The organism is Clostridium sp. AM33-3, assembly GCF_003480315.1.
Lineage (GTDB): Bacteria > Bacillota > Clostridia > Lachnospirales > Lachnospiraceae > Brotaphodocola.
In genome coordinates this window covers 1-15,297 of record NZ_QUIV01000039.1, presented here as the reverse complement: position 1 = coordinate 15,297, position 15,297 = coordinate 1, and the positions used below count along the sequence as shown (strand labels likewise).

General features: G+C 50.3%; 11 protein-coding genes and 2 tRNA genes. All 13 read right to left on the bottom strand.

Translation table 11 applies throughout. The features are described 5' to 3' along the window. Window positions 1–55: 55 nt before the first annotated feature. Window positions 56–1,351, bottom strand: coding sequence for a phosphopyruvate hydratase (eno, locus tag DW819_RS15045; RefSeq protein ID WP_118733934.1), 1,296 nt, complete (start codon window positions 1,349–1,351; stop codon window positions 56–58). A gap of 233 nt (window positions 1,352–1,584) precedes the next feature. Next, window positions 1,585–2,259 (bottom strand): DNA alkylation repair protein, encoded by a 675-nt coding sequence (locus tag DW819_RS15040; protein ID WP_118733940.1) that lies wholly within the window; start codon window positions 2,257–2,259, stop codon window positions 1,585–1,587. 44 nt (window positions 2,260–2,303) lie between these two features. After that, on the bottom strand, window positions 2,304–2,930 hold the full coding sequence (locus DW819_RS15035) for a lactate utilization protein (RefSeq protein ID WP_118733933.1): 627 nt from the start codon (window positions 2,928–2,930) through the stop codon (window positions 2,304–2,306). A 262-nt stretch (window positions 2,931–3,192) separates the two neighbouring features. Next, window positions 3,193–3,263, bottom strand: a tRNA-Gly gene (locus DW819_RS15030). A gap of 146 nt (window positions 3,264–3,409) precedes the next feature. Then, complete coding sequence (gene uvrA, locus DW819_RS15025) at window positions 3,410–6,241, bottom strand: excinuclease ABC subunit UvrA (protein ID WP_118733932.1); 2,832 nt, start codon at window positions 6,239–6,241, stop codon at window positions 3,410–3,412. A 117-nt stretch (window positions 6,242–6,358) separates the two neighbouring features. Continuing rightward, window positions 6,359–8,308, bottom strand: coding sequence for an ATP-dependent zinc metalloprotease FtsH (gene ftsH / locus DW819_RS15020; RefSeq protein WP_182432677.1), 1,950 nt, complete (start codon window positions 8,306–8,308; stop codon window positions 6,359–6,361). Window positions 8,309–8,480: 172 nt separating this feature from the next. Further along, window positions 8,481–9,923, bottom strand: a complete 1,443-nt coding sequence (locus DW819_RS15015) for a M20 family metallopeptidase (RefSeq protein ID WP_118733931.1) — start codon at window positions 9,921–9,923, stop codon at window positions 8,481–8,483. Window positions 9,924–10,019: 96 nt separating this feature from the next. Further along, on the bottom strand, window positions 10,020–10,778 hold the full coding sequence (locus DW819_RS15010) for an amino acid ABC transporter ATP-binding protein (protein WP_182432678.1): 759 nt from the start codon (window positions 10,776–10,778) through the stop codon (window positions 10,020–10,022). Between the two features lies 1 nt (window position 10,779). Further along, window positions 10,780–11,565, bottom strand: coding sequence for an amino acid ABC transporter permease (locus DW819_RS15005; protein ID WP_118534435.1), 786 nt, complete (start codon window positions 11,563–11,565; stop codon window positions 10,780–10,782). Between the two features lie 18 nt (window positions 11,566–11,583). Further along, the gene (locus DW819_RS15000) at window positions 11,584–12,516 is read right to left on the bottom strand and encodes a transporter substrate-binding domain-containing protein (RefSeq protein WP_118733929.1); all 933 of its coding nucleotides are present in this window, start codon (window positions 12,514–12,516) and stop codon (window positions 11,584–11,586) included. A 233-nt stretch (window positions 12,517–12,749) separates the two neighbouring features. Further along, a complete protein-coding gene (locus tag DW819_RS14995; protein ID WP_118733928.1) occupies window positions 12,750–13,415 on the bottom strand; it encodes an HAD family hydrolase in 666 nt (221 codons plus the stop codon). A 105-nt stretch (window positions 13,416–13,520) separates the two neighbouring features. Then, entirely contained in the window at window positions 13,521–14,894 is a 1,374-nt protein-coding gene (locus DW819_RS14990) for a sodium-dependent transporter (protein WP_118733927.1), read from the bottom strand. Window positions 14,895–15,113: 219 nt separating this feature from the next. Beyond that, window positions 15,114–15,186: transfer RNA gene (locus tag DW819_RS14985), tRNA-Gly, on the bottom strand. Between the last annotated feature and the right edge of the window lie 111 nt (window positions 15,187–15,297).

Here is a 15,297-nt window from a genome sequence, read left to right as displayed (position 1 = left end):
GGGGCGAACAATCCATCATGGATTGTTCGCCCCTGCTACATCTCGTACAGGCTTATTATCGTCTGATATTGAATGCTTTCACACCCGGGAACTGTGCTGCCACTCCCAGCTCTTCCTCAATGCGGAGCAGCTGGTTATACTTCGCAACACGCTCACTTCTGCTCGGTGCGCCAGTCTTGATCTGGCAGGTATTCAAAGCCACTGCCAGGTCTGCGATGGTTGTATCCTCGGTCTCACCGGAACGGTGGGATGCGATTGCGGTATAGCCGGCCTTATGGGCCATCTTGATTGCTTCCAGAGTCTCAGATACGGTGCCGATCTGGTTTAACTTGATCAGGATAGAGTTGCCGCAGCCAAGCTCGATACCCTTTGCAAGACGCTCAGTATTGGTTACGAATAAGTCATCACCAACCAGCTGAACCTTATCGCCCAGCTCTTTTGTCATCATCTGCCAGCCTTCCCAGTCTTCCTCATCCAGACCATCCTCGATGGAGTAGATCGGGTACTTCTCGCACAGGCTCTTCCAGTGCTCAACCAGCTCTTTGGAGGTAAACTTCTTGCCACTCTTCGGAAGCAGATACTCGCCCTTCCTGTCGCTCTTCCACTCACTGGAAGCTGCGTCCATAGCCAGAACGAAATCAGTGCCCGGCTTGTAACCAGCCTTCTCCACTGCTTCCAGAATGACCTGGATTGCTTCCTCATCACTGCCAAGATCCGGTGCAAAGCCTCCCTCATCACCTACGGAGGTAGCCAGTCCTCTGGACTTTAACAGAGCTGCCAGAGCATGGAACACCTCGGTACACCAGCGCAGGCCTTCTTTGAAGCTCGGAGCGCCGGCCGGCATGATCATAAACTCCTGTACATCTACGGTGTTCGCTGCATGAGCGCCGCCATTTAAGATGTTCATCATCGGCAGCGGCAGACGGTTTCCGTTTGCTCCGCCCAGAAAGCGGTAGAGAGGCATCTCCATTGCGTTGGCTGCTGCTCTTGCGCTTGCGATGGATACAGCCAGGATTGCGTTGGCGCCCAGGTTGGATTTATCTTTTGTGCCGTCCGCCTGGATCATAGCCTGGTCGATAGCGTAAACATTGGACGGATCCATTCCGCACAGAACATCGGAAATGACGGTATTGATGTTCTCCACTGCCTTGGAAACGCCCTTTCCGCCAAAGCGGCTCTTGTCCTGATCTCTCAGTTCCAGCGCCTCAAACTCACCGGTGGATGCACCGCTCGGTGCGGCACCTCTTCCAACTGTGCCATCGGTCAGATAAACCTCAGCTTCTACGGTTGGATTTCCGCGGGAATCGATAATCTCTCTTCCAATTACTTTCTCAATTTCCAGATACATCATAGTCAAATCCTCCTGCCTGTGCCAATTCGGCACACATTTTCCGGTTATGTGTTAGCATTAGCTAACCGTTTACAGTCTATCATAAGGCCTTTGTTCTGTAAATCAGCCTTATCGATCAGTATTTCTCATTATCCCTGATCTGATTGTTTTTATACAATATTGCAGACCGCTTACATCATGAAAACGTTTGGCAGGTTTTTAAACAGCTGATGAATCGCTGATCCGGGTCTCTCTTATTTTCTTTTGAGCGTCTTCAGATATTCCTTCTGCTCCGGTGTGATCCGGTAGCTTTCCCTTGCTTTCTGGATTGTCTTGTTGTGCGTCCACACATCCAGACGATTCTGTTCCAGATACGGAATTGCCGCGTCCCACTGCTTAGCCAGCGCTGTAGCGAAAAACCAGGCTGTCATCATATTCACATAATACTTTTCTGAACGGACTGCGGCAGGCATCTCCAGATATTCCGGCCGGAAGTCCTCATCCAGAAACCAGCGCATCAGCATGCCCATACCAAACCGGCAGGTGTATGTATGCCCAGACAGAATCCAGAGTCTGATCTTTTGCAGAAGCTCCGTTTTGTGTTTTCCAAATACCTCCGGAGAAAGGCTATCGCACACCGCCCAGTTATCGATATAGGGCAGAAATGCCTCCAGCGCTTCCATGCAGGCATCGTAATCCTTCATTCCGGCAATGAGAAACGCATGAAGGATATTTTCATCGTAATAGGTGTGGGGAAGCTGCTTTAAAAACGCTGCCGCTTCCTCTTCCTTTGAAAATTCCTTTGCCAGCTTTCTTATGGCTGGCATACGAATTCCTATGATCTTCTCTTTTGAAAGTCCCGGAATCAGACTGCGTTGAAACTCCCTGTACTTCTCATCCCGCAGCGCAAACAATCGTTCCTGAATCATATATGCTCCTGTCAGCATTCCGTTTTTTCCGTTTGTCTCCAAACCTAAAACCCCAGATTATCGTTCACCAGAATCACATGGATTCTTCCTGTATGTCTGGAATATCTTGTGATCAAAAACTGACAGCAGATGGTATCCGGAGACTTGCAGTCAAAGCATTTTCCCTTCTCTTTGCATGGAGTTTTTATGTCAAATCGCTGGGCATTGGCCGGCGCTGCCACATTTCTTGCCCGCTTCATGGCTGCATCCAGATCACTGCACACCTTATTCATTCCTGCAATAATAATGACCTTTTTCGGCCCCTGGGCAATGCAGGATACCCGGTTGGAATTTCCATCAATGTTCACCATGATTCCATCATCCGTAATGGCATTGGCACTGCTCAAAAATACATCTGCATCGTAAGCCGCCATCAACCCGGCTCTTGGCTCCAGTTTCGCACGATCTATATAATTGTAATTCCCCTCTTCCAGCGCTTTGATCAGTCCAATCTCATGGGCGCTCATGCAGCCTCCCATGGCAATGCTGCTGCCCTCCGGTATCAGCTCTAACGCCTGCTTCAGCGCCTCCTCCTTGTTTGCCGCATAATAACCGGACATGTTGCGGGACTGTAACCCTTTGATCACTGTCTGCGCCAGGCATTCGTTTCTTTTTACAAGATTCTCATTCATGTGATATTCCTCCATTCTGACCGTAAATATTCAACTCCATGCGGCCAGCCACGCTCCTGTTTTCCAACAAACCGCATTCGTAATTCTATTATAGCGTTGCTTTTTTGAAATCTCAATCAAAAACACAGCAAACTGCCTGCTTCCGATATAACAATAAAAAAAGCCCGGAAATCCTTTGATTTTACAAAGAATTTCTGAGCAGAGACCGAACTGCAGGTTCGATTCACATCACCCTCTCAACCGGAATTTAGATACAAAAATAAGCGGGTGATGGGAATCGAACCCACGTATCCAGCTTGGAAGGCTGGTGTTCTACCATTGAACTACACCCGCGTCTTACGACGAGAATTATAATACCATAGAATTACCAAAAATGCAAACACATTTTTATAGCAATTTTGAAATATAACCGCGTAAAGGTCCGGAAAGCAGTCTTTTTCACTTCCGGACCTTTATTCCGTTTGATTACTGATATTTGATTATTTCACATTCAGATACCGCTTCACATACTTACCCGTATATGACACCGGGTTCTCTGCCACTTCTTCCGGCGTGCCCTTCGCGATCACGGTACCTCCGCGCTCACCGCCTTCCGGTCCGATATCAATGAGGTAATCGGCAGTCTTGATGACATCCAGATTGTGCTCAATGACAATGACCGTGTTGCCTCCATCAGACAGTCTCCGCAGAATCTCCACCAGCTTGTGAACATCCGCGAAATGCAGACCCGTGGTCGGCTCGTCCAGGATGTAGACCGTCTTTCCGGTTCCACGGCGGCTCAGCTCCGTAGCCAGCTTGATTCGCTGTGCCTCTCCGCCGGAGAGCTGGGTAGAAGGCTGTCCCAGGCGGATGTAGGAAAGTCCCACATCGTTCAGGGTTGCAATCTTCCGGTAGATGGACGGAATATTCTCAAAGAACTTCATGGCCTCTTCCACAGTCATGTTCAACACGTCGTAAATGCTCTTTCCCTTGTATTTGACATCCAGCGTTTCGCGGTTGTAACGCTTGCCGCCGCAGACCTCACACGGCACATAGACATCCGGTAAAAAGTGCATCTCAATTTTGATAATACCGTCACCGCTGCAGGCCTCACAGCGTCCGCCCTTTACGTTAAAGCTGAAACGCCCCTTGTTATAGCCCTTCGCTTTTGCATCCGGCGTGGACGCAAAAAGGTCTCGGATCATATCAAATACTCCGGTATAGGTAGCCGGGTTGGAACGCGGAGTTCGTCCGATCGGTGACTGGTCAATGCTGATGACCTTGTCTAATTGCTCCAGGCCCTCTATCTTCTTAAACTTACCCGGAACCGTGCGGGCACGGTTTAATTTTCTTGCCAGCTCCTTATACAGGATCTCGTTCACCAGGGAGCTCTTTCCGGAACCGGACACACCTGTCACGCAGGTCATAATGCCAAGAGGGAAAGAAACATCTATATTCTTTAAGTTGTTCTCTGCTGCCCCGCGCACTGTGATCCAGCCGGTCGGCTGTCTGCGCTCCTTCGGCACCGGGATCTGGATACGGCCGCTAAGGTACGCGCCAGTGACGGACTTCTCATTCTGCATGATCTCTTCCGCAGTACCGATGGCTACCACTTCTCCACCGTGTTCGCCTGCTCCCGGTCCGATATCCACAATGCAGTCCGCCGCTCGCATGGTATCCTCATCGTGCTCTACCACCAGAACTGTATTGCCCAGGTCACGAAGGTGGGTCAGGGTTGCCAGCAGCTTGTCATTGTCGCGCTGATGCAGACCAATGCTCGGCTCATCCAGAATATATGCCACGCCCACCAGGCCGGAGCCGATCTGGGTTGCCAGGCGGATTCTCTGTGCCTCTCCGCCGGACAAAGTACCAGTAGCCCGGGACAGAGACAGGTATTCCAGGCCTACATTTAACAGAAAGTCCAGTCGCGCCTTGATCTCCTTTAAGATCTGATGACCGATGGATTCCTGCATTGGAGTGAGCTTCAGCTCCTCCAAAAATGCGCGGAAGCGAGTAATGGAGAGCTCCGTTGCCTCATAAATATTGATGCCGCCTACAGTAACTGCCAGGGAACTGGATTTCAGGCGCTGGCCCTTGCAGGCTTTGCACGGCGTAATGCGCATAAAAGTCTCATACTCTGCCTTGGAGGCTTCCGAGAAGGTCTCCTTGTAGCGGCGCTCCACATTGCGGATCAGTCCCTCAAATGCCACCGGATATATGCCTTCCCCGCGCTGGCCTTTATAGTACACCTTCACTTCTTTTCCGTTGGTTCCGTACAGGATCACGTCCTGAATCTCTTTCGGATAGTCCTCAAACGGTGTGTCCAGATCAAAATGATATTCCTTACACAGGGCATCCAGGATCGCGTGGGTAAAGCTGTTTTTGTCCGTGCAGGACTGCCAGCCCATTACCACAATGGCACCCCTGGAAATACTTAAGGAACGGTCTGGAATCATAAGGTTTTCATCAAACTCCATCTTGTAGCCCAGACCAAAGCACTCCGGACAGGCTCCAAACGGATTATTGAAGGAAAAGCTTCGCGGCTCCACCTCTTCAATACTGACGCCGCAATCCGGGCAGGCAAAGCTCATGCTGAAATTCATGGGTTCCCCGTCGATCACATCCACGATCATAAGACCGTCAGAAAGCCCCATGACCGTCTCGATCGAATCCGTCAGGCGCTTTTCAATGCCCTCTTTTACCACCAGGCGGTCTACCACAATTTCAATATTATGCTTGATATTCTTCTCCAGCTTGATCTCTTCGGAAAGCTCATAGAGATTTCCATCAATACGGGCACGGACATAACCGCTCTTGCGCGCCTGCTCCAACAGCTTGACATGCTCACCCTTGCGCCCGCGTACTACCGGCGCCAGCAGCTGGATCCTGGTGCGCTCCGGAAGCTGCAGAATCTGATCCACCATCTGGTCAATGGTCTGCTTTTTGATCTCACGGCCGCATTTCGGACAATGCGGAATGCCAATGCGGGCATAGAGAAGACGCATGTAATCGTAGATTTCCGTAACCGTACCCACAGTCGAACGCGGATTGCGGTTGGTAGATTTCTGGTCAATGGAGATGGCCGGGGAAAGTCCCTCAATGCTCTCCACATCCGGCTTTTCCATCTGGCCAAGGAACTGCCTTGCGTAAGAGGACAGCGACTCCATATAACGCCGCTGCCCTTCTGCATAAATCGTATCAAAGGCCAGGGAGGACTTCCCCGAGCCGCTCAAGCCCGTCAGCACCACCAGCTCGTTTCTGGGAATGTCCAGGGATATATGTTTCAGGTTGTGCTCATTCGCACCACGAATCTTGATATACTGCTTTGCCATGGCTGTAAACCTTTCTTCTGATTCCTCTCTAGTATGTCTCAGATAACCCTGATTATACCACAAAGGCGGAACGGATGCAAACATTTGTTCGCATCTGTCCCGCCGTCCCGCATGTTTTTAAACTTCATCCGATGTCTGTCCGACTTCTGCTTCTGGCTTCTGCGTCTCACTTCCATCTTCCGCTTTTTCCTTCCCGGCCTTCAGAATCTCCATAAATTCCTCGCCGGTAATGGTCTCGCGCTCCAACAGATAAGCAGCAATTTCATTCAGCTTCGCCGCATTATCCTTCAGGATCTGCATAGCCTTGTCGTACTGCTGTCTGACAATGGCAACCACTTCCTCATCCACCAGCCTTGCAGTCTCAGGAGAGCATACCATGGAGGTATCGCCGCCCAGATACTGGTTGTTCACGGTCTCCAGCGCTACCATACCGAACTGGCTGCTCATGCCGTAGCGGGTTACCATGGCCCGCGCCATTTTGGTGGCCTGTTCAATATCATTGGCTGCACCGGTCGTAATGGAATGAAAGATGAATTCCTCTGCGGCACGTCCGCCGGTCAGAGTCGCAATCTTGTTTAAGGCCTCTTCCTTGCTCATCAGGAAGCGCTCGCCCTCTTCCACCTGCATGGTGTAGCCCAGGGCACCGGAGGTACGCGGGATAATGGTGATCTTATGCACCGGGGCACTGTTGCTCTGACATGCTGCCACCAGTGCGTGTCCTACCTCATGATAAGAGACGATGCGCTTCTCGTTGATGGAAACGGCAGCATCCTTTCGCTGATATCCGGCAATGACAACCTCCACACTCTCTTCCAGATCTGCCTGAGTCACAAATGCGCGGCCCTGACGGACTGCACGCAGTGCGCCTTCATTGATAATATTGGCGAGCTCTGCACCACTGGCACCGGAGGTTGCGCGTCCGATGGCGTCAAAGTCAATGTCACTTCCAAGCTTTACATTCTTTGCATGAACCTTCAGGATTGCCACACGCCCCTTCAGATCCGGAAGCTCTACCGGGATCCGCCGGTCAAAACGGCCCGGTCGAAGGAGCGCCTTGTCCAGAGACTCCGGACGGTTGGTCGCTGCCAGAATAACAACGCCCTTGCGGCCATCAAAGCCGTCCATCTCGGTCAGCAGCTGGTTTAAGGTCTGTTCCCGCTCGTCATTTCCAGAAAAGCCGGAACCGTCACGCTTCTTACCAATGGTGTCGATCTCATCGATGAATACGATACACGGTGCCTTCTCATTCGCCTGCTTGAACAGGTCACGCACCTTGGCCGCACCCATACCGACGAACATCTCTACAAATTCCGAACCGGAGATGGAGAAGAACGGGACATGTGCCTCACCGGCTACTGCTTTCGCCAGCAGAGTCTTACCGGTTCCGGGAGGGCCTACAAGCAGTGCGCCCTTTGGCAGAACTGCACCGATATCTGCATATTTCTGCGGATTATGAAGGAAATCCACGATTTCCTTTAAAGCTTCCTTTGCCTCTTCCTGACCGGCTACATCTGCAAAGGTCTTGCCGGTCTCAGTCTCCGCATAGATCTTGGCATTGGACTTTCCGAAGGTCATGGCATTTCCCATGCCGCCCATCCGTTTCGCCATGCTCTTGCTGAGGATCTGGCCGATGATCACAAACATCAGGATTGGCAGCACCCAATTAAAAATAAAATTCTGCAGCGGCGATGCCTGGGTTGGGATAGATTCTGAGAACGTGATCCCGGCATTCCGCAGTCGGGCTGTCAGATCTTCATCCGGCCATAAGCCGGTCTTATAAAGCTTGATATCTGCCGTCTTCCAGGATTTTAACGGAAGCTGGCCATTCAGTGCCTGCTGCACATCCTCCGTCCAGAACGTCAGCTGATTGTCCCCTCTTGTAACACCTGCAATCTGCTTGTTGTCCAGCATATCCAGGAACTGATCGTAGGTTACTTCTGTCACAGACCGTTCTGCCAGAGCCGGCATAACCAGCGCATTCAGCAGAATCGTGATCAGAAGGATGATTCCATAGTAGTAAAGCAGCTTTTTATTAGGCCGCTTCGGTCCGTCTTCTTTCATACCCATACTATATTCTCCTTATGTCTTTTGTTTTGTAACTGTCTGCAATATTCTCCCAGTTACGATGATTTCCAGAATATTTTTATTTCTGTTCTATTTAGTATACAACAAGAGCAGAGGTTTTTAAACCCCCGCTCCTGTTAAAACTTTCTAAACTCTTTGTGTTTCTTCTGTGAACTCAATCTGGAATGGTTGGAACCGCATCCGCCGGAACCGGGCTCACAAATCCTGCTGCCGTGCGCTTTTCAAACTCTTCCCGTGCCTCTTTTAATATCTCCGGCTGGTTAAACAGGTCAATGGCTGCAGCTGCCAGCACCTTTCCTGCATGGACTGCTGCCTTATGACCGATCTCGGTACGGTCACAGGAAACATTCTGCCAGCTGTGACCCGGGCAGCCGTTCGGCCATGCTGCCACATGGATCTGTGCCGTCGGAGTCAGCCAGCTCACATCGCCTACATCGGTCGAACCTGCCTGAAACGCATTTTTCTGGTACAGCGGCGCCAGGAACGCGTTCATGGAATGGCCGCAGGCCTTCTGCATAGCGGCAACCTGCTCCCGCGCAGTTTCATCATGTTCTGCTGCAACACCCGGAATCCGGTCATTTCCCATATAGGTTTTGCACAGCGTATCTGCAAAGGCATTCTCCTCATCGGTATAAGAAGGCACGCCCAGCTCTTCATAGTTACGGTAAAGCACACGCTCTAACGCGAAATTGCTTATGGTATCTGCCACACCGTCAATGAATTTCTTCTCAAACGTGGTCTCCGTCATCAGCGCTGCGCCCTGGGCGATCTTGTCCACCCGCTTCTGCAGCTCCACGGCCTCTGCCACGTGATTGGAGCGCACCATATAAAGGACACTGGCTTTCGCCTGCACTACATTCGGGCTGCAGCCGCCGGCATCCGTAATGGCATAATGGATGCGCGCCTTATCACTCATATGCTCCCGCAGATACTGGACGCCGGTATTCATCAATTCCACCGCATCCAGCGCGCTGCGTCCCAGCTCAGGTGCCCCTGCTGCATGAGAAGCAGTGCCGTGGAACTTGTACTGAGTCTGGATGCAGGCATTGGAGGAACCGGTCGCTACTTCATTTACATCATCCGGATGCCAGGTTAACGCCGCATCCAGATTCTTCCAGACACCATCTCTTGCCATAAAGGCCTTGGCCGCACCGCCCTCTTCTCCCGGGCAGCCATACAGGATCACCGTGCCTGCTGTCTGATTTTGTTCCAGATAAGCCTTCACACCAAAGGCTGCTGCCATGGCACCTGCCCCAAGGATATTATGACCACAACCGTGGCCGCTTCCGCCTTCCTTAAGCGGCTTCTCCTCGGTGCAGCCGGCAATCTGGGATAAGCCGGAAAGCGCATCATACTCTGCCAGAAGGCCAATCACAGGACGGCCGCTTCCATAGCTTGCGGAAAATGCCGTTTCTATGCCGCTGATACCTTTTTTCACGCGGAATCCTTCTTTCTCCAGTACCTCACAGTAAAGAGCTGCCGACTTAAATTCCTGAAGGGATAACTCCGCATACTCCCAGATATGGTCTGCCACATTACAAATCAGTTCTTTTCTGGCTTCAATGGCCGCCAGGGCCTCTTTTTTTTCTTCTGTCACTTGTTTTCTCCTGTCCGTCTCCAAAATAATTTCACTCTCATTACATCTTATCGCAAAAAGGCGCCGGAAAAATCCCGGCACCTCTCATCGTATTCCTTATAAAACTTTCGCAAGAAATTCTTTCAGACGCTCATGCTTCGGATGGTCAAAGATTTCCTCCGGCGTTCCCTCTTCCAGCAGCTTTCCGTCTGCCATGAAGAGCACGCGGTTTCCAACCTCTTTTGCAAATCCCATCTCATGGGTTACAACTACCATAGTCATGCCCTCGTGAGCCAGTTCCTTCATAACATCCAGAACCTCGCCTACCATCTCCGGATCCAGCGCGGAAGTCGGCTCATCAAAGAGCATCACCTCCGGCTCCATTGCCAATGCACGCACAATGGCCACTCGCTGCTTCTGTCCTCCGGAAAGCTGGATCGGATACGCGTCCGCGCGGTCTTTTAAACCCACACGGTCTAATAGCTCCAAAGCTTTCTTCTCCGCATCTGCGCGGCTGACACCTTTTACCTTCATCGGTGCAAGCACCATGTTCTCCAGAATCGTCATGTGCGGGAACAGATTAAAATGCTGGAACACCATGCCCATGCGCTGACGCAGGGCATCGATGTCCAGTTTTACGGTCTTTCCATTTTCATCCCGATATTTCTTCTTGGTGATATCCACACCGCTAAAAATGATGGCACCACCGGTCGGCTCCTCCAGCAGGTTCAGACTGCGCAGGAAAGTAGACTTTCCGGAACCGGATGGTCCGATGACAGCCATCACATCCCCTTTGTTGATGTTGACCGTCACGCCATCCAGGGCTCTGATGGTGCCCATCTTATAATGCTTCTTTAAATCTTTTACCTGAATCATACTATCGTTTGTCGCCACGGCTCATTCTCCTCTCAAAATATGCAATGATCTTGGAAGTCGGGAAGCAGAGGCAGAAATAAATTGCCGTTGCCACCAGCAGAGGCTCCACGATAATAAAGGTTGCACCCTTGACTGCATTTACAGCAGACATGATATCCTGTACACCAATGGTGTACGTGATTGCAGACTCCTTGATGATAACAACAAACTCATTGGCAATCGCCGGGAGAATGTTCTTGAGTGCCTGCGGAAAAATGATATAACGCAGGTTCTGAGTCTGGGACAGGCCCAGGGAACGGGCCGCCTCGGTCTGTCCGCCGTCAATGGACTGGATCCCCGCACGGATGATCTCACACAGATAAGCGCCGGAGTTCATGCCCAGGGCCACAACACCCGGGAAGAAACGACTGAACTTGATAAATCCGAAAATCTGGAAAGACGGAAGCTGGACAATGCCAAACACACCGTAGTAGATGATAAACACCTGCACGATGACCGGCGTGGAACGCAGAATCTCGACATACGCTGTAGCCAGGAAAGACAGCGGATTAAAGCGGCTGATCCAGACTAGCGGACCGCCTTCGCGCATGTGACCGTCTTTATCAAGGCCCAGTGCCCGGAATGGACGGACATTGGACATTCTCATCAGTGCCAGTATCAGCGCGATGCAAAAGCCGATTGCTACCGTAAATACGGATAACAGGACCGTTACAACAATGCCCTGCCTGAACAGCTCAGCATACGGCGCAATTTTGGAGAAATTGCTCCATTGAACAAATTGACTCATCAGGTGCTCCTTTCAGTATTAGTTCTGAACGTTTCCTTCTGCGTCCAGAAGACCCTCGTATTTCTCGCCTGCTGCAAGCTCGCCGGCGTCAGCGATGAACTTCTCAAGGCTGCCATCCTCTTTTGCGGCTGCGATTGCTTCGTTTACGCCTGCTAACAGTGCCTCATTACCCTTGCAAACGCCGATTGCTGAACCCTCAGCATCGTACGGTACGTCCATAACCAGGGTCAGCTCCGGATAGTTTTTCTGATAGCTCTTTGCTACATCAGTCTCAATGTAAGCAGCATCCATCTTGCCGGTCAGCAGTTCAGAAATGATATCGGTAACCTTCGGCAGTCCTACAATGTCGGCTTCCGGGCTGTTCTCGTTTGCCAGATCCATCTGAATGGAACCAACCTGCGCACCTACGGATACATCCGGCTTGTTGATTGCTTCAAAGCTGTTGTATTTCTCTGCGTTATCTTTCACGGTTACTAAAGACTGTCCTCCCATGTAGTACAGATCAGAGAAATCCATAATGCCCATACGTTTCTCGTCCGGGGAAAGTCCGGCCATGCCCAGATCAACCGATTTGGTCTGCAGCTCACTGATGACACCATCGAAATCTACGGTTACAACCTCTAACTCAAGGCCAAGATAATCAGCAATGTACTGGGCCAGATCCATGTCAAAGCCTGCCAGCTTCGGAGTGCCGTCCTCACCGATCGCATAGAACTCGTACGGAGCAAAGTCCGGGCTGGTTGCTACGGTCAGCTTTCCAGGAGTCACTGTCTCGATATCAGCTGCTGCCTTTGTCTCCTCTGCGCTGCTCTCTTCTGCTGCTGACTCAGCTGCAGTGGTCTCTGCCTCAGTTGCTGCTGCAGTAGTCTCTGCCGGTTTGCTGCCGCCGCAGGCGGTTACAGAAGCTGCCATACATGCTGCCATAGATAATGCCGCGATTTTCTTCTTCATAATATTCCTCCTCTTTCACATTTATTCATCTTTCAATGAATAATATGCATAAATATAAATATATACTTAAACATTATAACGAATTTCCGAAATTAATCAAGTGCCAGAGCTTGAAAAAAGGAGGAAATCCGCAGATTCCTCCTTTTTTGTGCATTTTTTGTTGCTGTTCACGCGTTGCGCAAGCAAACAGCAACGGATTTTGCCGATGAACAACAATATTTTTCCTCTTCCACTTAAGAAAATGAAGCAAGAATATGATTTGTTACCATCTTCGGGTCATCAATGACAAAGTCCGGATGAAATGCTTCCAGCTCGGCCCGGTCACGGAATCCCCAGGTCACGCCTACGGTGTGGGCCTTTGCATTCAGGCCAGTCTGCATATCCGTATTCGTATCACCAAAGTACAGGCACTCCTCCGGCTTGCATCCAAACTCCTCCAGAATCCGGTTCACACCTGCCGGATCCGGCTTCTTCGGGACATCGTCCTTCTGCCCGGCCACAATATCAAAATATCCTTTTCCAAAGACTGCCTCAATATTCTCTACAGTCCGGGCATGGGGCTTGTTGGAAAGAACTGCAATGCGGATTCCCCGGGCCTTTAATTCCTGAAGCAGCTCAGGAATTCCCTCATAAGGCCGCACATGGTAAAGACAATGCTCCGCAAACAGTCTGGTGTAGGCAGAAAGTGCCTCTTCATAATGAAGGAGTTCCTTATCTCCACTGTACATCAGTGCACGCTTCACCTGCATCCGGTATCCATCTCCCACAAATTGTTTGATGTGTTCCGGATCCACCGGACCATATCCAAACTCCTTCAAAGTCAGATTGGTCGTGTAGGTCAGTGCATCCAGTGTGTTCAATAAAGTCCCATCCAGATCAAAAATACAGCAACGGATCATATGCGTTCCTCCCTTGGTTTTCTAAAGTGCTCTCAGAATCTTTTATCTCTGCTTTGCGAGATGATTTTAGTCAGTTTTGTAAAAAACTTGAAATATTATTTTCAATCAGGCGAAAAATTTCACCCAGATTCCCTGAATGAACAGCCCCATAATCATGATCGGCAATATGTATTTTACATAACCGCGAATCCATGCCGGAACCTTTAATCCGACACCCTCATTCGCCTCAGCGCGGTATTTGTCAAAGCCCCATCCGAAATCCCAGGTTGTAAATAACAAATAAACCAGAGACCCCAGCGGAAGCAGAATATTGCTCACCAGGAAATCCTCCAGATCCAGCACAGAACTGCCGGCGCCCAGCGGCTCAAAACCACCGAGTACATTATAGCCCAGTGCGCATGGAAGTGACAATAAAATAATCAGGACCACATTAATCCTTGCGGATTTTTTACGATCGATCTCAAACAGCTCCATGTCGCAGGCAATGATGTTCTCGAATACTGCGATAACGGTAGAAAGCGCCGCGCAGGACATAAACAGAAAGAACAGGCTTCCCCAGATACGTCCGCCGATCATGGAAATGAATACGTTCGGCAATGTAATGAAGATCAGGCTTGGTCCGCTGTCCGGATTCACACCAAACGCAAAACACGCCGGAAAAATGATCAGACCTGCAGTAATTGCCACAAACGTATCCAGAATTGCTACGTTTACAGACTCCCCTAACAGAGTGTTATCTTTCTCAAGATAACTTCCGAAAATAGCCATAGCACCGATACCCAGGCTTAAGGTGAAGAAGGACTGGTTCATCGCAGACACAATAACCTGACCGATGCCTACGGACTTCATCTTCTCCAGATCCGGAAGCAGGTAAAATTTCAGGCCTTCCATGCCGCCCTCGAGGAATACACCATGAACTGCCAAAATGAGCATCAGAGATAACAGACCGATCATCATGACCTTAGTGATCCGTTCTACACCTGCCTGCAGGCCCAGAGAGCAAATCAGAATACCAACAATGACAACCACTGCCATCCAGAATACATTAAGGCCCGGGCTGGCCAGCATCTCCCCAAACATTCCCTGGACATCTTCCGTATGCAATCCGGAAAATGCACCAGTAGCAAAGCTATAGAAATAGTACAGCATCCATCCTGCTACCGTAGTGTAAAACATCATTAATACATAGTTGCCCAGCAGCGCCACGTAGCCATGCAGATGCCACTTGCTGCCCGGCTTTTCCAGCTCCTGGTACGCTTTTACCGGACTCTTACGGCTGGCACGCCCAACCGCAAATTCCATAGAAAGAACCGGTACTCCCATGATAGCCAGAAACAGCAGATAGATTAAAACAAAAATACCACCGCCGTTTGCTCCTACCACATAGGGAAAGCGCCACACATTCCCGATACCAATGGCGCATCCTGCAGACAAGAGCAGGAATCCCATCCTTGATTGAAAGGTTTCTCGTTGTTTCATATTCTTCTTATTTAACCTCCTTGTATTCCCCCATTTTGCCCAATTTAATGATTAAACTTCATCGTGGCAAAACGCTTCCCTGCGTTGCCGCAGTATTCGCTATTATACACTATCCTTTGTCTGCCGTCAAATGAGATGCAGCCTCAGAATATGGTGGCTTTTGTTCCGCTAAGAAAAAAAGCGAAAGCCTTCATAACTAAAGGCTTTCGCTTCATTGAGAGCGCGAGACGGGACTCGAACCCGCGACCCCGACCTTGGCAAGGTCGTACTCCACCAACTGAGCCACTCGCGCATTATATAATACATGTACCCTCAAAACCACATATTGAATTTCATCCGTTTTCTACCTAAACCGTCTTGGTTAAGCCCTCGACCTATTAGTGACAGTCAGCTGCACATGTTA

Bases quoted from the DNA above. Each gene is read 5' to 3' on its own strand.
- ftsH (WP_182432677.1), bottom strand. From the start codon at position 8,308: ATGGGTATGAAAGAAGACGGACCGAAGCGGCCTAATAAAAAGCTGCTT.
- DW819_RS15040 (WP_118733940.1), bottom strand. From the start codon at position 2,259: ATGATTCAGGAACGATTGTTTGCGCTGCGGGATGAGAAGTACAGGGAG.
- DW819_RS14990 (WP_118733927.1), bottom strand. From the start codon at position 14,894: ATGAAACAACGAGAAACCTTTCAATCAAGGATGGGATTCCTGCTCTTG.
- DW819_RS14995 (WP_118733928.1), bottom strand. From the start codon at position 13,415: ATGATCCGTTGCTGTATTTTTGATCTGGATGGGACTTTATTGAACACA.
- DW819_RS15005 (WP_118534435.1), bottom strand. From the start codon at position 11,565: ATGAGTCAATTTGTTCAATGGAGCAATTTCTCCAAAATTGCGCCGTAT.
- DW819_RS15000 (WP_118733929.1), bottom strand. From the start codon at position 12,516: ATGAAGAAGAAAATCGCGGCATTATCTATGGCAGCATGTATGGCAGCT.
- DW819_RS15010 (WP_182432678.1), bottom strand. From the start codon at position 10,778: ATGATTCAGGTAAAAGATTTAAAGAAGCATTATAAGATGGGCACCATC.
- eno (WP_118733934.1), bottom strand. From the start codon at position 1,351: ATGATGTATCTGGAAATTGAGAAAGTAATTGGAAGAGAGATTATCGAT.
- DW819_RS15035 (WP_118733933.1), bottom strand. From the start codon at position 2,930: ATGAATGAGAATCTTGTAAAAAGAAACGAATGCCTGGCGCAGACAGTG.
- uvrA (WP_118733932.1), bottom strand. From the start codon at position 6,241: ATGGCAAAGCAGTATATCAAGATTCGTGGTGCGAATGAGCACAACCTG.